Here is a 19,925-nt window from a genome sequence, read left to right as displayed (position 1 = left end):
TCAGCTCTCCTGCCTGCTCAAAAGGACTATAGAGGAACCAAGGATCACCGGGACAGACAGCAAGAGCGGCCAGAAAGAACCCACAAGGTCACTGAAATTGAGGCCCTTGTTGAATACGCCCCGGCTGATTGTGAACATATGGCTTGCCGGAAAAATCTGGCCGATCAGCTGGCCGATCCCTTCCAGAGACGACACCGGATCGATCATTCCGCCGAAGGTAACCGCCGGGATCAATGTTCCCACCATGGCCAGGAACATCGCCGCAATCTGGCTGCGGGTTATAGCGGAAGCCAGCAGCCCCATACCTGTTGCCGTGATGCAGAAAAGCAGGGCTGCCAGCGTCAGTGTCAACAGGCTGCCTTTCACCGGCACATCAAACAGGAATACAGCCATACCTACCATGACTGCGAAGTTCATCATGGCCAGTGCGACATAAGGGAGTTGCTTACCGAGCATGAATTCAGATCGTGTGACCGGTGTCACATAAAGATTGATGATCGATCCCATTTCCTTCTCCCGCACCACGGCAAGCGCTGTCAGCATGGCTGGAAGCATCAACAACAGCAGCGGGATCACCGCGGGGACCATGGAGGGAAGGCTCTCAACATCGGGATTGTAGCGGAAACGATTTTCGATCGAGACATTGCCGGCAGAATTGCTGTCTAGCCCCCCTTGCATACGCAATTGCTCGGCCAGCCAATGCTGATGCATGCCCTGAATATAACCCTGCACCGTTTCCGCACGCTGCGGCATTGCGCCGTCAAACCAGGCGCCGATGGCCACATCTCTTCCACGTGTCAGATCCCGGCCGAAACCCGCCGGAATTTCAAGCGCCAGCGCCAGATCACCACTGCGCAATCGCCGGTCCATATCTTCATAATCGGTGATTGGCGGCTGTTCGATAAAATAGCGCGATCCGGATATGTCGAGCTGGTAGCGCGCGCTTGCACTGCTCTGATCACGATCCAGCACCGCATAATGCAAATTATCGACATCCGTGCTGATGCCATAGCCCATAACGAGCAGCAAAATAATCGACCCGACCAATGCCAGTGTCCCGCGCACCGGGTCGCGCTGTAACTCCAGCGCTTCGCGCCAGACATAGCTCACCATACGCTGAAGGCTGAAGAAGCGACCTCTCTTCACCGGTTCTGAGGAATCGCTTTCGATATGCATAGATGTGTCTTCATGCTGTTCATCCGCCGATTTTCCGGCAGCTTCGAGCAAATAGCCGATAAAGGCTTCTTCCAATGTGCTGGCGCCACGCTTTTCCCGAAGCTTGTCGGGTGCATCGCTATCGAGCACCTGGCCCGCATGCATCATCGAAATACGATCGCATCGCTCCGCCTCATTCATAAAGTGAGTCGAAATGAAAATCGTCACCCGATCGCGACGCGACAATTCGGCCAGCAACCGCCAGAAAGAGTCGCGGGCAACAGGATCCACGCCGGAAGTGGGCTCATCAAGGATCAGCAATTCGGGTTTATGCACCATGGCAACGGCCAGAGAGAGCCTCTGCCTTACGCCAAGCGGAAGCTTTTCAGGCAAATCATCGCGCACCGAAGCAAGACCGAAACGCTCTATCATTTCTTCGACGCGCTGCGGGATCTCATCCTTTGGTACGTGGAAAAGGCGGGCATGCAATTCGAGATTCTGCAGAACCGTCAATTCGCTATAAAGCGAAAAGGCCTGACTCATATAGCCGACCCGTTGCCGCGTAGCGATGTCATTCGCATCCACTTTGCGCCCGAAAAGCCAGGCCTCTCCTTCGCTTGCAGCAAGCAGGCCCGTGAGCATTTTCATCGTTGTCGATTTGCCGCAACCATTCGACCCGAGAAACCCGAAGATCTCTCCGCGGCGGATGCGGAAACTGACATGATCTACCGCCACAAAATCACCGAAGCGCATCGTCAGTTCGCTTGCTTCGATCGCTATGTCCTGATCATCGTTTTCCAGAGGCGGAATTGTAACCGGTTCATGACCACGCTTACGCTCTTCCGGGAGTAATGCGACAAAAGCTGTTTCGAGGGTGCCCTGCCCCGTCCGTTCCAGCAGTTCAGCAGGCGTTCCCGTCGCAAGAATGGCTCCGTCATCCATGGCCACCAGCCAGTCGAAACCTTGTGCTTCATCCATATAGGCCGTGGCAACGATAACGCTCATATGCGGGCGCTGATGTCGAATACTGGCAACCAGATCCCAGAACTGGGATCGAGCAAGTGGATCGACACCTGTCGTTGGCTCATCAAGGATCAGGAGATCAGGATCGTGAATAAGCGCACAGCATAGTCCCAGCTTCTGCTTCATCCCGCCCGACAATTTCCCTGCCGGTCGTGACAGAAACGGGTCCAGTCCTGTGCTGCGTGTCAATCCGTCAATACGCCGGCGGCGTTCCAGCGCATCGTGACCAAACAGTCGCCCGAAGAATTGCAAATTCTCTTCCACCGACAAGGTCGGGTACAGATTCTTACCCAGTCCCTGTGGCATATAGGCAATGCGCGGACATACAGCATTGCGGTGCGTATGATCGGAAATATCGCCACCGAAGACTTCTATCCGGCCTGTCTGCAATGCCCGTGCACCGGAGATAAGTGCAAGGAGGCTGGATTTGCCTACCCCGTCAGGGCCGATCAAACCGATCATCTGACCAGCAGAAATAGTCAGCGTAAAATCATCCAGCGCCTGTGTCTTGCCATAATGATGGCTAATCCCGGCAATACGGACAACCTGCTCCGTCTGATCGCGCGGGTGCTGATCTGACATCAGCTATTCTTCCACTACTTTTGCCAGTTCATCGGGCCACGGAGTATCGGGGTCGACCCGCACATAAGCCATGCCCGGCAGACCAGTTTTCACACGTTGCACATGACGACGGAGAAGATCCGGATCGATCCGCGCCTTTACCCGGAACATAAGCTTCTGCCGCTCGCTCTCGGTTTCTACTGTCTTGGGCGTGAACTGCGCGACATCGGCCACAAAGCTGATTTTTGCAGGTATCACATAATCGGGCGCCGTATCGAGTATCAGACGTGCCTCGCTACCGATCGCCACTTTCCCGGCCACCACTTCCGGCAGAAAAAACGTCATGGTTACATCGGTCAGATCAACCAGATTGAGCACAGGTCCGCCACCAGGCACGACTTCGCCGGGCTGCGCCACACGATATTGAACCCGGCCATCACGGGGGGCCCGCAAGACACTATCTGCAATATCGGATTTAATGCGCTCAATCGTAGCCCGGGCTGCATCCACCGTTGACCTCGCACCGATCACCTGACTACGCGCTACCACGATAGCCGCCTGCGCCGCAGCCAGCTGGGCACGGGCTGCCTCCACAGTGGCTTCGGAGCCCTGCACCGTCGCCTGATCGTCATCCCGTTCCTGTTGCGGGGTGGCCCCTTCACGAGCGAGTATTTCCGATCGCCGGAGACGTTTGCGCGCAGCATTCAGCTCCGCCTCGCGTTGTTGCACCACGGCAAGCGCAGAGGCATGCTCACTTTCACGCTGGATCACCTGTGTCTCAGCGATTCTGACCGAATTGCGCGCCTGAGCGAGCTGGGCTTCGGCTTCCGACAATTGCGCTTCAAGCGTCGCTACATCCATTCGGGCAACGACCTGCCCTGCCTTCACCAGCTGGCCTTCATCGGCCATAATGTCTTTAATACGTCCGGGCGATTTCGCTGAAACGTCGATTTCGACCGCTTCAAGACGGCCATTCCCGCTCACAATGCCCTCAGGCAGTCCCGAAGGCCGGGTTGCCTGCCAGATAATCAGAGCAACGACTATGGCAAGCACTGCAATAGCACCCCTGACAATCCAGGTTTTTCGTGTCACCTGCCTCATTGCTGCTCTTCCCCAGTTGCCTGTGTCTGCTCGATAGTCGCATCCGGCACCGCTGCGAAACCGCCGCCGAGAGCCGAATAAAGGGCTACGACGCTGGCAATCTCTGCACGCCTTAACTGCACGAGAGTTTGTTCGGCATTGAACAGATCCCGCTGCGCATCGAGCACTTCCAGATATGCGGAGCGCCCGCTGTCAAAACGTAATTGTGCCAGTCTTGCCCGCTCGCGCTGGGCTTCGAGCAGCTCCCGCGTTGTATCGACCTGGCGCCGTAATTGCCGCCGGCGCACCATAGCGTCCGAAACGTCGCGAAAGGCCACCTGAATCGTGCGCTCATATTCTGCCACTGCACGATCGCGACGGGCTCTGGCGCCTTCCAGATTGCCCTGCAGCCTTCCGGCATTGAATAGGGGAACGCTGAGTGTCGGGGTAAAGCTCCACACTTCACTGCCATCGGAAAACAGGCCGTCGAGCTCGTCACTCATCGTACCATAGGCTCCCGTCAGGCTGATATTCGGCAGAAACGCAGCCCGCGCCGCCCCAATATTCGCATTGGCGGCCAGAAGCTGATATTCTGCTGCGACAATATCTGGCCGGTTAACGAGCAAGTCAGAGGGCAATCCCGGCGGCAAGGCGAAATCCTGCCGTTCTTCTGTCAATCGGAGCGATCCGGGCCCGATTTCCACAGAACGTCCAACAAGCAAAGCCAGCGCATTACGATTAACTGCCCGGTCTTGCTGGAGAGACTGCAAAGTCGTTCGGGCCTGCGCCAGCAGAATCTGCGCCTGAGCCATATCGAGCCTGGAACCGGAACCCACTTCATAACGTCGCCGCATGATCCTGAGCGAGTCTTCGCGCGTTTCAATCGAGCGTTGCGCCAGCGCTTCACGCTCCTGATATTCCCGTTCAAGCAGGTAGCCATTGGCCACCTGTGCCACCAGATCGGTCGCGACTGCCCGGCGGGATTCCTCACTTGCCAGATATTGCCATCTTGCAGCATCGCGCAGATTACGCAGTCTCCCCCAGAAATCTATTTCCCAGCTGGCACTCAGTTGCGCGCTGATCTGGCGCGTATCGACTGGTGAAAGGCCGGCACCCGGGAGCGTAAACAAGGTGCGCCCGCGCGTTCCGGTTCCCACTGCATCAAGCTGCGGATAAAGCGGGGCCCCCTCGATGCGCCAGTTTGCGCGCGCTTCTTCCACCCGGGCTGCCGCGATACGAATGTCACGATTATGAGCGAGCGCCTGGTCGATAAGGCGCTGCAATTCGGCTTCCCGAAAGAAGTCTCGCCAACCGATCCCGGCAATCGAGGCTCCTTGAGACTGGGCATTCTCGAATTTCAGGGGGACGGGCTGCTTGGGGCGGGTATAATCCGGAGCAAAAGAGCAGCCGGTTGTGAGAAAAATCACAGTGACCGCTCCAAGGAAAGTCCAATGTGATTTTTCCATTTTTCCTGTGCGGGCAATGTTATGCGTGTTTTGGAACAGCTCCATCACCCTTTCACAAAGCATCACTAAAGAAATAATCGGCAAACAGAATCAGGTTATCCGGAAAACCTCCATTAGCAACCTGAAAAATATGGCATCCATGCGACATTTTTGCAGTAAAATATGCACAAGGTATTGAAGAAAAAAGATTATCTGCCTTATTGACGGTTCAATTCCTTTGCCCAAGTGAACGAAAGGATGCAGATATAGCCATCACAGCGCCCGCAAAGCCGAAATCCTGAGCATGAGAACAGGGGCAAAGGCCGGTGTCCGCCTTTGCCGCGCGGGTTTCAGCGCCGCCCCGCAGCCTCAGAGAAAATCGCGAAGTCCACCACCGCTGCCAGATCCTGCGCTGCTCTCAACGCCTCTTAGCGGTTCGAAAGATCAGAGGGCCCCCGGCGCCCCTTCAATCACTGGCTCCTTTGCAAACCAAAGACAGTGAACACCCGGCACCATCAAACACCATGGATTTTCGAGATGCCCATATCGCCATTTGCAGCGCCGCGCTCATGACGTTCGGTCAGAATGTCTCGCCCGCGGCGGGTCGAAAAATTGAAAAACCAGAGCGTAAAAGGAATGCAAATGACACAGGCAGTGACGATTGAAGCGATGAGGGTATTCTTCGCTTTCATCCATGCCATTTGCACAGCCGGATGATGAGTTGTGCCTCGTGATTGGCGAGATAGAAATAGGTGAGGCCACAGAGCGAGATAACGAAAGTGGCACACCATATGTAAAAGGGTACTCGAAGGCCCGCCCAGATCATGCGCATTTCGTGACTGAAGAGCTGTGATCCACGCGTAAATTTATTCGCGTTTCGCTTTACCTTTCCGCGTGCGGAACGATGCTGCAACGTGAGGGCTTTGTTGCTGAACCGGATGTCCTTACGCATGATGTTCATCCACATGCGAACGGGCCAGTTTATCGATACGTGCGAAGAGCTCTGGCTCATCCTCCTGGAGATGCAAAGTCATAGTCAGATAGATCGTTTCGAGCAGCAGGAGTACCCGGCTCAAATCCACGCCAGTCTTGTTCTTGTAAAATGGCAGGCCTGCGTTGATCAATGACCGACAAACATCGGAAACACTTTGCTCATTTTCACGGCAAAGCGCCTCAATCTCACGCATGGTTTGCGGATCAAGGCGCAGCGTAATTTGAATACGCTTTGTGTTTTTCATAAAACCAAACTCCATAAAAAGAGTCTGGTTCGGATATCGCGAGAGAGTGATTACCAGCTTCGGCTTTTCATGTCTATATAATAGCTGGTGATGCTATTTAACATCGTCGGCCAAGAGCGAGTGAGGGCATATCGCCTACACGTATACTACTGTATTTGCGCCATAAAATACAACACGATGCTAAATAGCATCAAGTTGTATGTCGAGTGTATGCTTTAAAGCATCGCGAGGCGGTAAAGCCTCTTTCGTTTTAAACCAATATCTTAGCCCACGGGGCAGCCGTATAGGGTGTGCTTGTCAATCAGGGACTGGGACGCCTGCCTTTCCTCGGTCGATCGTAACCCTGGTTTCGATTGAACGAGCCCTTCAACAAAAGAGGCATGGCCGGCCGGATGGCCAGTCATTCAATCCATGAAAGGCAGTCATTTTGATCCTCGCAATCCAGGGCTTTCGACCAATCAACTGGTGCTGCCTGATCGTGAAGGATCAAAGTTATCCATGGGGCGAAGCGCGCCTATCACGCTGGCGTAGCCCGGTGGGTAACTTCGATCCTTTTTTGCAATGTTCGTCGTTTATGACGGACTTGCAAAAAAGGATCGAAGGGCACGTTAAGATCATTCCAGGGGGAACAACATCAGTATGACTCGAAGTCCGTATGAGTTCGAAACTCGAACGCGAAGAGGAAGCCATTCGTAAGGCCGAACAGGAATTGCGAGATCGCAAGAAAAAACTTCAGCAGAAACGCCGTGAAGAAGAGGAAAAGCAGCTCAGCAAAGCAGTTGGCAAGATCGGGATTGAGCGCGCGATTTTGATACTTGAAAAGGCGGCCGAGATATCACCTGATAAGGTGATATCGATGCAGGAAAAACCGGACAATGAGCATCAGCTCTTAACGGCTTAAATATAGATAATAGTGCCTGTGATTTGTCAGGGTCTGGACCCCGAAGGAAGGGGGTCCAGACCCTTCATTGTTTCAGCCGCGCGGCAGGCGGGATTGGCTATGCATCGGGGCGGCGAAGGCCGTCCGGATGCGCACGCAAGCGAGCCCGGCAGGCGGCGGGGCAAGGCGATGCTCCGCAAGGCCGAAGGGCCGCGCGGGAGCGAGAGCTTGCCGCCGCCATGGCACCGCGCTTTCTGCCCTCGCCCTGCCCCGTTTCGCTCCTTCAATAGTCTCTGAATATATAGGGCGGCCGGGGCAGGCCTTCCCGGTTATTTCCGGGAGAGAACCCCGAAGCGAAAGACCTTCAGGTTGGTGACGAAGACGCGATCGTTGTCTTTCGTATAGCTGGTGCGCCCGATTTCGCCTTCGACATAGATCTGATCGCCGGTGTTGAGCTTTGCCGCGCGGTCCCGTTGCTTGCCGAAAACTGGCACTCGATTCCAGATTGCCTTCTCGACCCATTCGCCATCGTCGCCCCGATAGGCTGCGCTTCGGTGCTGTTGCCGTTCTTGGCCGCGAGCGCTTTGAGCGCGCGGTGAACCTCCTCGGGAAGGTTGCGAACGGTCAAAGCTGGCATGATGCGCCTCTATGTGATAGCAAATTTAAATAATGCTATCAGTCCGGTGCGAATTATCAACTTAATTAGATCTTTTCCGTATTAGGTTGACAGAGCGAATTGGCGCTCGATGACAACACGCAATTTCGCGTTTCACAGCGGACGTGGTTGACGGTTCTAAAAGGACCGATTGCAAACGAACCGCCTAACGAGCGGGGTCCCTGTACGAAAGAGGATCGCTCCACGGACACTTCCGGCCCTCGTAACGTGGTCGCGCACCGCTCCGGGCTTTGAGAATGCGGGCTATGGCCTCCCCTCATCGTCAAAGGAATTTGGGAGGTTCGTCGAGAAGCGGCTCCCTCCTGCTTTCATAGTTTGCCAGCTACGCGCCCTAGTCGGTCGCTCCGGGCCTGATTTGACGGGCCTGGGAGCCGACCGTCCGCTTTTCCTGGCGGATCAGGCTGGCTAGCGGCCCAGCGCTGTCATGCAACCGCACCCAGCCCATTGCGCTGAATGATCGACAGCAGCCGCAAAGCCGGACCTCCGGGCTTCTTCGCGCCGCGCTCCCAGTCCGACACGAGGTTCTTCGACACGTTGAGATAGCGCGCGAAGACTGGCTGCGAGACATGCTCCGCTTCGCGGATCGCTTTGATCTCGTCCGGTGACAGAACCGGAGCAGGCGCAAGACAGGCTTCATCGAACTCGCGCATGGTGCGCTTGTCGATGCTGCCCGCGTCGTGAAGCCCCTCCATCATCTCGTGGACGGCGGCCATCGCCTCGCTCTTGTATGTCTTTGCCTTAACCTTGCTCATCGTCTTTCACCTCAACCAATCGGCCTGCATTAACTTCCGTTTCGATCTCGTCATCGCCCAGTTCCGTCATGATGCTGGCAGCCTTGCGATAGACCTTCAGCTCCGCCGCACTCAGGTTCGCCTTGTCGCTCTTGGCGAAGGCGAACACGAATATGGCTCGCTCGCCTGAACGGAAAATCAGGATCGAGCGATAGCCGCCGGACTTTCCTCCACCCTGGCGCGAGATGCGCTGCTTGATGAGGCCGCTGCCAGGATCGGCATCGATCAGGCCGGACTCGGCCCGATGCACAGCATCAGCAAGCGAGGCATCGCTGATCTTTTCCTTTGCCGCGAACTTGGCGAACCAGCGGTTGGCGTAGATGCGCTGCGCTGCCTCGATAACGTGCCCACCGTCGCGCAGTGCGACGCGACCGTGGGTGCTAACGCCTCGACGTCACTAGCACTGCTTCTGCACGAACTCGCTACCAACGCCGTCAAATATGGTGCTCTCTCTAATCCCGACAGCCAACTCATGGTGGATATCGCCGTGGCTAACGCGACCATCACCGAGTGACCGAAAACCGGTTATTCATCCTGTTTCTTATAGTCGGCATTGCCGCCAGTCAGATGGCCTGTCGCTTCGTCCACAGCTAATGTGACCTCGCCCATACCGACCGAAAAATGCAACAGGCCATCCTCTAAAGTCGCCGGGAAGTTCCTGTTTCGCGGCTTGCCCGTCAGAAAGCTGGTTTCCGAAATGCGCACCATGAAACCGTCGCCATTCCGGTCGATCACCATGGTGTTTTTCTCATTCTTGGTACTGACCCATTTGCCGACATATTCGCTGCCGCTTTGGCCACAAGCCGCCAACATTGCGATAGAGAGAAACAAGGCTGGTAATTTGAATTTAATCATCGGGATTACCTTTCAGTTAGGGACGCATCACGCGTCTCCATATCAGACTTTCCAGCCCGCTTATCCAAAACAAGCACGGCCCCGACAATCAGTATTGCCGAGACAGTGAGCAGACCGGCCCAAAGCAGTAAGCCAAAGGCCAATCCGTCTCGGATCAGCACCGGGACAGCGGCCAGACCCGGCAAGACCCAGCCTGCCGGGCGCAACCATCTCGGCGGCCCTGTCGAAATATGAGGGCGCAGCCGCCGCCAATGCTGTTTCTGGCTCAAGGCCAGCAATGCAAATCCCAGTGTCGCCAGCACAAAAGCAGCAAAGAGCAGCAGTGTATCTTGCATCCTTCTATCCTGTCGCTCGCATTGCAGGCTTGCACTTCCGGGCGTGACGTCTGCCAAGTTTGAGCGCAGCCCAAACGGCTATTGCGGCACTGGCCAACAGCACCAGATCGACGCCTGCCGTGGACCAGAGCCCGTGCATGATCGCCAGGGGCAAGGCATCGCCGGTGGTCACGGCATTGAGGAACAGGGCCAGCAGGCATCCTCCCGCCACTGCCCATGCCTGCTCGGCCCAGACTGTTTCGCGGCGAATGAATGCGTGAAGAGCCGCCCCTGTCCAGACAATGTGGAATATCCAGGCCTCCATTGCCGCCCGTCCTTCCATATCAAGCGGCAGCAGACGGTTGGCAATGAAAAAGGCAAGTGTTGCTATCAGCAGGCCCGATGTCAGACCCGCGCACAGCGCCTCGACCATGCGGGCACTTCGCTGCCCCTGTTTCTCATGCCGCTTGCACCGCGACTGAGCCCAGAACAGCATGCCGGTGGCGATCAGAAGGCAACCGGCAAGGCCGGACAGGAAGTAGAGCCAGCGCAGTGTCCAGTGATCGAACTGAATGGCATGAATGCCGTAGAGAAACTCATAGGCCGCTATGGTCCCGGTATAGGGCGTCGCGGCGAGAAACTCTCCGCTGGCACCATCGAACCACGCCCGTGTGCCACTGCGGTAGGAAATGGTGCGCGCGCTTGGTCGCTGAACTTCCACATAAGCATTGGCGTCACCCGGATGGAACACGCGCAGCACCTTGGGACGGTCACCCCCCCAGCGCGCCGCCGCCTTGTCGCGCAGCATGTCGAGCGGGACGAGCGGCCCATCCGGTTCGCCCGCCGCCGGCCGGCCGAACCAGCCACCGCTTGCCGCAGCCGGGTCGCTGGCGAAGACGATCATCTGCGCGCTGGGCAGGTAAGTATAGGTGAAAATCGCGATGCCCGTAAAGGCGATCATCAGATGGAAAGGCAGTGCCAGCACGCCCGAGAGATTATGCAGGTCGAGCGTGGTGCGCTGTGGCTTGCGGACGATGCGCAGAGTAAAGAAATCGGCGAAGATCTTCCGGTGAATGACAACGCCCGAGATGCACAGCGCCACCATGATGACCGCCGCCAGCGCGCAGAGGATCAGCCCGGTCCCGAAGGCATGAATGTGCAGGCTGAAATGATAGGGATAGAAAAAGCGCTCTCCGCCCAGCGTGCCCTGATCCGGCAGCAGTTCCAGCTTTTCAGGATCGACATAGCGGCTAACCGGCGCGCCATCGGCAGGCGTCGCCATGATCTGCGCAACCGGGATGCGTTCATCGGGCAGGGTGATCGTCCAGTTGCGCGCATCGGGCGCGAGTTGCTGCGCGATGGGTACAAGCTTGTCGGCGGAAATCTCCGGCGCTTGCGCCTTGCGGGTATCCGGCATCATCCAGCGGTCGATCTCACGGTCGAATACAGCGAGCGTACCGGTCCAGAAAATCAGGAACAGCAATCCACCGGCGAAGAGGCCGAACCAGGTGTGGAACCAGTTAAGCGCCAGACGCAGGCCGCCGGGATCGTCAGGGCTGGCAGGCGCGGTCAAGATGCGCTTCCTGTCACCGGCCCATCCGCTGGCCCGTCCACTGGCCCGCTCACCGGTAAGGTGGGTTCGGTCCACATGGCGAGGAGGTGGCTTGCCAGAGCCGCCCCCAGCAGCACGAGCCACACACGCGCCAGACGCCGCTCGGCAAAGCACCAGAGCATCAGGAGGGCGAACAGCAAATAGCCGATCATGCTGCCAGCCATCAGCGCATCCGGGCGCGAAACACCGGTGATCCGAACCAGCAGCACCGCGATGAGCGCTGTCATGCCCGCCGTCACCGCATAGGCACCGAAGATCGCAGCCAGCACGCGAGCGGCGATACGCAGGCGACTTATGGCCCTAACCATGGTCATCCGCTGCGGCGATGAGCGGACCGAGCTGGCCTTCATAAGCCCGCCAGCGACCGCTCGATGAATTATAGAGCGGCTTGCGCACCTGCCAGCGGCTCGGTGTCTGCACGGCCCGATCCTTCTCATGGAAATGCAGGACCGAACGGTCCCAGTCGAGCCCGAGAAAATCGAGCAGATGCCGCGATTGCCCTTCGAGATCGCGGACCAGATCCTCGTAGCGCATATCGATAAGCCGCAAATCGCCTGCCGCAGCCCAATGATCCATCAGCCGCCGGTAACCGCGCCAGTAATGGACGATATCGCCAAGGTCTGTCGCCCAGCGCTGCTCGGGCGTGAAGTCCTCGGCGAAAATGGACAGGCCATTATCCCTGATATCGCGCCTGCAGTGGATGATGCGGGCATTGGGAAAGGCCAGCATCACCAGCCCCAGATGCCAGAAATTGAGCGGCTGCTTATCGATCACCCGCAGCGCTTCTGCTGGAGCCAGAGCATCGAGCCGCTCCAGATGATCGTGCGCAATGGCGGCGATATGATGCAGCTCCAGCTCCGGCGCCGTTTCCGGCCAGGCCGGGTCGGGCCGGCCGAGGCGGTCGGGCGTGCCGGTGGCCATATCGGTCAGCAGATCGAGCTCGCCCGCCCCATGAATCTGCGCGTGGCCGGCCAGGACCTGCTCGGTAAGGGTCGTTCCGGAGCGTGGCAGGCCGACGATAAACACTGGACGGGCGGAGGAATCGCCCCAGCCCCGGCGCGCCGCAAAGAAATCCTTTGAAAAAATCCCGATCAGCCTGTCGATCCGCGCGTCGAACCCTGCACGATCGAACGCCCCCGCCTCTCGCCGGCGCGCGGCATTGGCGGCGGCCCATGCGGCGAAAGCTTCGTCATGCCGGTGAAGCCCGGCCAGCGCCTTGCCCAGCGCATAGCCGATAAGCGCGGCATCGGCATCGGACGCCATGCGCAAACATTCATGGGCGGTGGTCAGCGCCGCTTCCAGCGCGTCGCCTTCTGCAACGCCGAGAAGACCGGCCAGCGCTTCGGCATGGCAAGGCACCGCATCCAGCAGATGGCGATATATCCCGGCGGCTGCCATGCGGTCTCCAAGATATTCGAAGATTCCGGCAAGCCCGACCGCCGCGCCTTCGGCCTGCTCATCGAGGCGGAGCGCATGGGCGAACTGCTCCCGGGCCTCGTCGAGCCTGCCGTCCTGAGTGAGCATGCGCCCCAGAAGGATGCGGATCTTTGCGCTCTCCGGCTCGCAGGCGACGGCGCGGTGGAGGCAGGCGATGGCTTCACCGCGCTGATGGTTGTCGCTGAGAATGCGCGCCAGCCCCACATAAGGCGCCGCAACGCGCGGGCTGGCCTTTGCCGAGCGGCGATAAGCCTCGAACGCGCCGGAAACGTCGCCTGCTTTTTCGCAGGCGACGCCTTTCTCATACAGATCGCGGCCGGCCACAGGCATGGCGGCTAGAACCGCAGGCGCGCCGTGACATAGGCTGTCCGGGGATTGCCGAAGCGGTGCCCGGTCGCTGGCGTGCCATTCGCATAGCCCACGCTTTCCCTGTATTTCTTATCCAGAAGATTCAGCGCGTTCAGTTGCAGGTCCATCCTGTCCGATACCGGATAAGAGATCAGCGCATCGACCAGCGTGTATCCCCCATATTCCAGACCGAAGCGCGGCGCGGGCCGCCGGGATATGCCCCGCGCGCCGAGGCCCAGTTGCAAGCCCTGAAGCGCTCCTTCCTGTACGGTATAGGACCCGAAGGCGCTGAATGTATGCGAGGGGACGAGAGCGACCGGATCGCCGACATCCTGGCCGGTATTCGCATTGATGACCTCGGTCACTTCCGCATCGACATAGCCGTAGGAAATCTCCAGTTTCAGCGCCGGTGTCACTTTCAGGCCGGCACTGATCTCGAAGCCTTCATGTTTCTGCTCGCCTGTGGGGACGACATAAGCAGGCTGCCCCGGAACATTGTTCGGATCGGCCGTCGCCACATTCTGGCGGGTCAGGGAGAAAACCGCTGCCGTGAAGGTCAGCCGGTTGTCCCATACCGCCCCTTTCAGGCCGATTTCATAATTCGTCGCGCTTTCCGGCTCGATGGCATCGCCATTGCGCGTCGTTCCGCTCTGCGGGATGAAGCTTTCCGCATAGCTGGCATAGGCATTGAGACCGTCGAGCAATTCATAGCTTGCCCCGATGCGGAAAGTAACATCGTCGGTCGGTGTCGAGACATCCGTGACGAAACTGGTGACCTCGTAATCGTCATAGCGAATGCCGGCCACAATCGTCAGATGGTCTGCAGGGCGGAGATTCGTTTCGGCATAAACCGAATAGAGACGGTCCTTCCGGTCGCTGTAAGGGGATAATGGTGTACTATAGTCGGGTACGCCATAAACCGCGCCATCGATATCATTGATGTCGACAACGCCCAGCTGGCCGCCAAAAGCCCATTGGCTGTCGAATTCGGTCCGTTGTGCGGAGGCTCCGATCACCAGATCCTGACGCTGCCCGAAGGCGTCGAAACCGCCGACAAGCTGAATATCGCCGAACAGGACCTCCGTGTCCCGATAGCCGTGCGAATAATAGACATAGGCCATCGTATCGTCCGGGCCGAAACCGCGACCGCCGACGTAATTCTCAGCACCCTGACTCGTCTGATAGTCGAAATCCGAATCCTGATAACTGCCGCGCATGACAAGCTTCAGATCGTCCAGAAATTCGTGCTGAAACTCGGCGTCGACATAAATATCCTCGCCGAGCTGCTCTGCAGGAACACCGAGAAAGGTCCTGGCATCGAAGACATCGGGAACGCTGCCATCCGCATTCACGGGAAATGACGAACCGGGGACACTGTCCCGTCTCGTATAAGCGACCGAGGCCTGCGCACGGGTCCGGTCACTGAAATGGGCTTCGATTACGGGCCGTACCGAGAAAGTCTCGGTCTTTTCGGGCTTTTGCGGTGTCTGCTGGTCCTCGTAAGCGAGCGTGATCCGGCCGCTCAGAACATCCGATCCCAGCAGCGCCCCCGCATTGGCATCGCCTTCCAGACGATAGGTGCCATAGCTGCCGCCCCGCGCGGTAATATTGAGAAAATCGTCATTCTGCGGGGATTTGGTGACCTGATTGATCGCGCCGCCCGGAATGACGGGGCCCAGCAGGATCGAAGCGGGGCCTTTGACCACTTCGAAGCGTTCGATCTGCGACGCATCGCGCCGCCCCGCTCCCCGGCTATCGTTCTCGGGGCGATTATTGGTCAGAACCGTGGCATAGAGGCCGCGGATGAAATAGGAACCGCCGGTCGGCAGGTTCTGGGTTTGCCTGCGCACGACATTCGGCAGCGTTTCCAGAATGTCCAGCGGGTTGATAAAACCCCGCTCATCCATTTTGGTTTTGTCCACGATGTCCAGCGAGAACGGCAGTTCCTGCGGCTCGATCGGCAACCGGTTAATCAGCGAGTTCTGAAAACGATCGCCACTGACAATGATTTCTCTCTCATCTTCGGCGGATGACACCGATTGAGCCATGACTGGCGCAGACATACTCGCCATGGCCGTCATGCTCATCAATGCCGTATTTCTTGCCGCTGTGCGATTTCCGCTCATGCAAACTCCCCCTTTTGAACCGCCTCCATGAAGAGGGCTGGATAAGTATACTGAGAGTCATTTGCAATATATAAGTATACCTTCGTGGATCATGCGTGCCCTTACCGCTCTCATCCACCTGATTATGTTGGAAAAGTGCTGGCCGTCAGTGACGCTATTTCCGCCCCTTTCTGTTTCCATCTCGCCAGAAAGGATCGGGTCCGGTCAAAATGCCGCGTCGAAACCGATCCGCAGGGTGCGCGGGCGCAGGGGAGTGATCTGTTCACGGCCGATCGTGAAGGGCGTGCCGAGGGCAAAGCGATTGCCTTCCTCATCGAGCAGATTGGTCAGGCCCAGCGTCACACCGTAAGGGCCGCGGCCCAGCCTGACAGTAAGGCCGGTATCGAGATAATCGCCTTGTTTGCCGCCCAGCTCCGGCCCCACGCCGAGCCGCGAATGGCCGACATAGCTGGCCCAGCCTCTTGCCGTAAGGACCGTCCCATTGGCGAAAATATGGCTGTAATCCATGCCGATCCGCCCCGATATATTGGCGATATTGGGCACCTGTGTCAGCCTTGCGGCGGAGAGCAGCGGCGCCGGTTCGCTCACCCGGCTGTCATTATAAGACAGGCCCAGCTCCACCCGCCAGCGCGGGGCCAGCGCCAGTGCGGCATCCAGCGTGGCCGACCAGATTGTGCCATCCCCGATATTGGCGGTACTCGGCAGCCCGGCATTGTCGAGATAGTCGGCCTGGATATTGTCCCAGTCCGTATAGGAAAGGCTCGCCCCCAGCTCGACCGGGCGCCCCGGCCCGCCATGGCGGGCCCCCAGCTCCAGCGTGCTCACATGATCGGAGCGGAAGCGGCCGACGAAATTGCCTGAAATAGCGAGACCGGCGGGGCGAAACCCTTCCTGATAGCGCAGATAGAGCGTGGTTTGGGGCAGCACATGGGCGCTGAGCGCCGCGGAGGGCAGAAAGGCTGTCTGATGCCGCTTTTCGGTGATGGCGGCCATCATCAATGCCATTTTCGGATCGACATCCTCGCCTTCGCCGGTCAGGCGTGAGCGGGTGAAGCGCCCGCCGCCACTGGCCACCAGCCCTTGTGCCAGACGGATGCTCGCCTCGCCGTAGAGAGTCACTTCCTCCAGCCCGTTCTCCACCCCGGTCACCGCCTCTTCGGCGCCGGGCGTGCCGAGCAGGCGAGTCAGTTCTGTGGTGTTATGCGTGTAGCTGAAGCCCGCCACTGCGCCCCAGCGCTCACCCAGCGGCTTCCATAGCCGGGTTTCATTGGCGACCATATCGGTGTGGTTGGACTGGGTGAACAGACGCGGATCGCTCTCCGGCTCGGTCGCATCGTAGCGCTCTTCCAGCGTCTGGCGGGTGATGCCGGTGGAGGATCGGAGCTGCCAGTCCCCCAGATGGCCGGAAATGACGATCTGACCCTGCGCATAATCGGCATCGAAACCTTCGGTCACGCGCGCGCCGCGCGTCAGCGGCGGGCCATGGCGGTCGGCATACTGGCTATCGCGCCCCTCGGTCGTCTGGCCCAGCCCGATCAGATCCACCGTCCAGCCATCGCCCGCGGCAAGGCGCAGATTGGCCCGGCCACCGAGAATATCGGTGCGATTGACATTGCTGCGGCCCAGCACAGGCTTGTCGATATAGCCGCCTTCGCTCGCCGCATCGGCAGTGAGGCGCAAGGCCAGCGTGTCGTCATTAAGCGGCAGATTGGCGGTCAGGCTGGCATCGCCGCCCGGTGCACCATGCTGGGTGAGCGATCCGCCCGCCATGGCCGATCCGCTGACAGCGCCCATTTGCGGCGGATGGGGCACCAGACGGATGATCCCGCCGAGCGAGCCTGCCCCGTATAGCGTGCCCTGCGGCCCTTCGAGCACTTCGACCCGCTCCAGATCGGACAGGCGCAGATCGGGATCGGGGGCATTATAGCTCAGCCGCAAATCGCCGAAATACTGCCCCACCGTGGCCTGTGTCGGCCCGGTAAAGCTGCTATCGGCAATGCCGCGAATAAACAGCTTGTTGCGGCCCGAACCGAGATGGGTGGACGAAATGCTGGCCACGCGCTGCATGATCTTCTCGGTCCCGCCCACGCCGCCGAAACGCAGCGCATCGCCCGAGATAATCGCCACCTGCCCCGGATAATCCTTCAGCTGCCGGTCGCTCTTGCTGCCCAGCACGATAATATCGGGCGCAGGCGGCAGCGGCGCGGCTCTGGCCGGGGGCGGCGCAGCAATCGGGGCCGCTCTGCCGGGCCGGGCGATCCGGCGCGGTGCGGGCACGAGCCGCCATCCGGCAGGCCCGGCACGCAGCGGCTTTGCCCCGAGCAGCGCCGCCAGACGCTTCACCGCCGCATCGGCCGACAGCGTTCCGCGAATGGCAGGCACATTCTTCTGCGCCAGCGAAGGGTCGGCCAGCACGATGCTGGTGCCGGTCTGGCGCGCCAGAGCCATCGCCGCCGCGCTGCCCGTGCCCGCCGGAACATTCACTGCATGGCTCTGCGCAAAGGCAGGCGTGGCAACCGCCACGGCCAGACAACAAAAAGGGGCAGCGGGGAAAAAGCGCATGTCAGGGTGCCTGAATGCTCCATCCCTGAACGGCGGGCACGATTTTTACGCCCAGCAACGGCCCGAGGCTTTCCGGGTCCTCCCGCACAGGATCGATCAGCACGCTGCCCGAAATGCGTCGCCCGGCCATATTGCGGGTGACAGTGAAAGTCTGGCCGGTTGCGCGCGACAGATCGGCGGCGACATCGCGCAGCGGGGCATCGCTGAAAGTCAGCCGCCCTTCGCGCCATTCACCCACCTGCGCGAGCGGGATAGAGGCCACACGATAGGCGGCCGAACCGCTCTCACTGGTCAGTTGCTGGCCGGGCGAGAGCGGCACTTTCTGTTCGTCCGGATTGAACATCACCGCGCCTTCGGAAACCGCCACACGTAAAGTGCCATCGACAAGCCGGACATCGAAAACGGTGCCCAGATCGCGCAGCCGGTCTGCTCCGACCGCGACTTCGAAGGGGCGGCTTGCATCATGCCTTACGGTGAACAGTGCCTGTCCGCGCTCCAGCGTGACCTGGCGCGGATGATCGGCATCGAGGCGGATCGCACTGTCGCCCGCCAGCGCAATGCGGCTGCCATCGTCAATATCGACCATGCGGATTTCACCCGGCCCGGTCTCGATCACGCGCGGCCCGCTTTGCATCTGCCACAGGCCAACGCTGCCCAGCGCCGCGACCAGCGCCAGCGCGATGCCCCCGCCCAGCCAGCGCCGCCGGGTGGTGGCTGGCGCGGCGGGATCGCCGTTCTGCCGGGGCAGCGCAATTTCATCATTATCGGCCTGGGCCGGAAGAGCGGGCAGCGCCTCCGCCGCCTCATCCATTTGCGCCATCACCGAATCGTAAATTGCGGCATGGGCCGGATTACGCTCGAGCCATTCGGTGAAATCGTCCCAATCGGCAAAAGCCGGATCGCCCGTGCGCACGGCCCAGCCAATCGCCTCTTCGCGAATCGAATTGTCATGCGCCATAATACGGGCCTCCTGACCGTAAGACGGAGCCAACCACCGCCAGCCTCATTTCAGGCTCTCCTTGAGTGCGCTCAGCGCCCGATAGGCTCTTCTGAGGTCACTCTCCACCGTACTGATACTGACCCCGAATTCCGCCGCAATCTGCTTTTGCGGGAGCCCGTCAACCCGGTGTCTGCGGAAAATCGCCGCTGGCCTTTCACCCAGTTTTTCGAGTTCCCGCGCCACCAGTATCGCCTCCTGCCGCGCCATAAGCTGCCGCTCTGCAGAGGGGGCATCGGAAATGCCGGGCACCGTGCCTCCGCTCGCTTCGCTATAATCGCGATCGCGCTTTTCCGCTTGTTTTACAGTACGGTAGCGGTCGATCATCAGGCGGTTAGCCATGGCGAAAAGGTAGCTTTCCGGGGCCGCCACCGGCCCGCTGCGCGCATTGGAAACCCTGATCCACAATTCCTGCAACAGATCCTCCGCCGAATCGCCCGCCCCGCGCGCGACAAGGAAGCGCAGTAAACGCTCCCGACTGGCCAGAAAGGCGCTTTCAAGACCTTGCGAAGGGATTTTCTCAGACACTTTCAAAAACCGGATTCGGTTGCTCCCTTCCCCTCAGATAGATTTCTCCGGGGCAAGAAGGAACCCATTCGATTGCTATTCGCTCGCAAAAGCAAGCGGGCAAAAAGAAAGCCCGGCCAAAAGACCGGGCTGAATAGTTTTGGGAGAGGATGCCTGAAAGGCCCGTTCCATATGGAGCAGACAGCGCCGGACAACAAACGAGAAAAATGCACTTCATGTTGTGTTTTTTGCAACATTATGTGTGCGTAAAATCTCGCTAACCCGCAGAATTTCTTGGTTTCAGGCCTGCGCAACATT

Annotated in this window: 18 protein-coding genes and 2 pseudogenes; 2 read left to right on the top strand and 18 right to left on the bottom strand. The window is 59.0% G+C overall.

Annotated elements, in window-relative coordinates:
- From rbbA to D6851_RS14270, 5 genes are all read right to left on the bottom strand, one after another.
- Nucleotides 1-2,760, bottom strand: coding sequence for a ribosome-associated ATPase/putative transporter RbbA (rbbA, locus tag D6851_RS14290; protein ID WP_120325580.1), 2,760 nt, complete (start codon nt 2,758-2,760; stop codon nt 1-3).
- Nucleotides 2,761-2,763: 3 nt separating this feature from the next.
- Nucleotides 2,764-3,840 (bottom strand): HlyD family secretion protein, encoded by a 1,077-nt coding sequence (locus D6851_RS14285; protein WP_120325579.1) that lies wholly within the window; start codon nt 3,838-3,840, stop codon nt 2,764-2,766.
- On the bottom strand, nt 3,837-5,285 hold the full coding sequence (locus tag D6851_RS14280) for an efflux transporter outer membrane subunit (RefSeq protein WP_120325603.1): 1,449 nt from the start codon (nt 5,283-5,285) through the stop codon (nt 3,837-3,839). The genes D6851_RS14285 and D6851_RS14280 overlap by 4 nt, the downstream gene beginning before the upstream one ends.
- 494 nt (nt 5,286-5,779) lie before the next feature.
- The gene (locus D6851_RS17575) at nt 5,780-5,965 is read right to left on the bottom strand and encodes a hypothetical protein (RefSeq protein WP_147395491.1); all 186 of its coding nucleotides are present in this window, start codon (nt 5,963-5,965) and stop codon (nt 5,780-5,782) included.
- 243 nt (nt 5,966-6,208) lie between these two features.
- Nucleotides 6,209-6,502 (bottom strand): ribbon-helix-helix protein, CopG family, encoded by a 294-nt coding sequence (locus D6851_RS14270; RefSeq protein WP_183030113.1) that lies wholly within the window; start codon nt 6,500-6,502, stop codon nt 6,209-6,211.
- Nucleotides 6,503-7,157: 655 nt separating this feature from the next.
- Here D6851_RS14270 and D6851_RS14265 point away from each other — a divergent pair.
- Complete coding sequence (locus D6851_RS14265) at nt 7,158-7,403, top strand: hypothetical protein (RefSeq protein WP_120325576.1); 246 nt, start codon at nt 7,158-7,160, stop codon at nt 7,401-7,403.
- 308 nt (nt 7,404-7,711) lie between these two features.
- On the opposite strand, the pseudogene D6851_RS18380 reads toward D6851_RS14265, so the two are convergent.
- The 4 genes and pseudogenes from D6851_RS18380 to D6851_RS14250 all read right to left on the bottom strand — a co-directional run.
- Nucleotides 7,712-7,906, bottom strand: a pseudogene (locus D6851_RS18380) (single-stranded DNA-binding protein); the annotation flags it as partial.
- Nucleotides 7,907-7,941: 35 nt separating this feature from the next.
- Nucleotides 7,942-8,019, bottom strand: a pseudogene (locus D6851_RS18375) (FitA-like ribbon-helix-helix domain-containing protein); the annotation flags it as partial.
- Nucleotides 8,020-8,480: 461 nt separating this feature from the next.
- Nucleotides 8,481-8,810 (bottom strand): helix-turn-helix domain-containing protein, encoded by a 330-nt coding sequence (locus D6851_RS14255; protein ID WP_120325574.1) that lies wholly within the window; start codon nt 8,808-8,810, stop codon nt 8,481-8,483.
- On the bottom strand, nt 8,797-9,126 hold the full coding sequence (locus D6851_RS14250; RefSeq protein WP_238474122.1) for a type II toxin-antitoxin system RelE/ParE family toxin: 330 nt from the start codon (nt 9,124-9,126) through the stop codon (nt 8,797-8,799). The genes D6851_RS14255 and D6851_RS14250 overlap by 14 nt, the downstream gene beginning before the upstream one ends.
- Here D6851_RS14250 and D6851_RS17930 point away from each other — a divergent pair.
- A complete protein-coding gene (locus D6851_RS17930; protein WP_210210370.1) occupies nt 9,094-9,363 on the top strand; it encodes a hypothetical protein in 270 nt (89 codons plus the stop codon). The two genes, D6851_RS14250 and D6851_RS17930, sit on opposite strands and share 33 nt — an antisense overlap.
- Before the next feature lie 11 nt (nt 9,364-9,374).
- On the opposite strand, the gene D6851_RS14240 is transcribed toward D6851_RS17930, so the two are convergent.
- The 9 genes from D6851_RS14240 to D6851_RS14205 form a co-directional block, all read right to left on the bottom strand.
- Complete coding sequence (locus D6851_RS14240; protein WP_120325572.1) at nt 9,375-9,704, bottom strand: hypothetical protein; 330 nt, start codon at nt 9,702-9,704, stop codon at nt 9,375-9,377.
- A gap of 5 nt (nt 9,705-9,709) precedes the next feature.
- Nucleotides 9,710-10,039, bottom strand: coding sequence for a DUF3325 domain-containing protein (locus tag D6851_RS14235; RefSeq protein ID WP_120325571.1), 330 nt, complete (start codon nt 10,037-10,039; stop codon nt 9,710-9,712).
- A gap of 4 nt (nt 10,040-10,043) precedes the next feature.
- The gene (locus D6851_RS14230; RefSeq protein ID WP_183030112.1) at nt 10,044-11,591 is read right to left on the bottom strand and encodes a PepSY-associated TM helix domain-containing protein; all 1,548 of its coding nucleotides are present in this window, start codon (nt 11,589-11,591) and stop codon (nt 10,044-10,046) included.
- Complete coding sequence (locus D6851_RS17810) at nt 11,588-11,938, bottom strand: iron transporter (RefSeq protein ID WP_183030111.1); 351 nt, start codon at nt 11,936-11,938, stop codon at nt 11,588-11,590. The genes D6851_RS14230 and D6851_RS17810 overlap by 4 nt, the downstream gene beginning before the upstream one ends.
- Nucleotides 11,931-13,391 (bottom strand): tetratricopeptide repeat-containing sulfotransferase family protein, encoded by a 1,461-nt coding sequence (locus tag D6851_RS14225; protein WP_183030110.1) that lies wholly within the window; start codon nt 13,389-13,391, stop codon nt 11,931-11,933. The genes D6851_RS17810 and D6851_RS14225 overlap by 8 nt, the downstream gene beginning before the upstream one ends.
- An 11-nt stretch (nt 13,392-13,402) precedes the next feature.
- Nucleotides 13,403-15,541, bottom strand: coding sequence for a TonB-dependent siderophore receptor (locus D6851_RS14220; protein WP_120325568.1), 2,139 nt, complete (start codon nt 15,539-15,541; stop codon nt 13,403-13,405).
- A 204-nt stretch (nt 15,542-15,745) separates the two neighbouring features.
- Entirely contained in the window at nt 15,746-18,103 is a 2,358-nt protein-coding gene (locus D6851_RS14215) for a TonB-dependent receptor (RefSeq protein WP_120325567.1), read from the bottom strand.
- Between the two features lies 1 nt (nt 18,104).
- Complete coding sequence (locus tag D6851_RS14210) at nt 18,105-19,061, bottom strand: FecR family protein (RefSeq protein WP_120325566.1); 957 nt, start codon at nt 19,059-19,061, stop codon at nt 18,105-18,107.
- A 45-nt stretch (nt 19,062-19,106) separates the two neighbouring features.
- On the bottom strand, nt 19,107-19,628 hold the full coding sequence (locus tag D6851_RS14205) for an RNA polymerase sigma factor (RefSeq protein ID WP_238474120.1): 522 nt from the start codon (nt 19,626-19,628) through the stop codon (nt 19,107-19,109).
- Nucleotides 19,629-19,925: the final 297 nt, after the last annotated feature.

The organism is Altericroceibacterium spongiae, assembly GCF_003610805.1.
In the GTDB taxonomy this organism is placed as follows: domain Bacteria; phylum Pseudomonadota; class Alphaproteobacteria; order Sphingomonadales; family Sphingomonadaceae; genus Altericroceibacterium; species Altericroceibacterium spongiae.
This window is presented reverse-complemented; position numbering and strand designations above follow the sequence as displayed.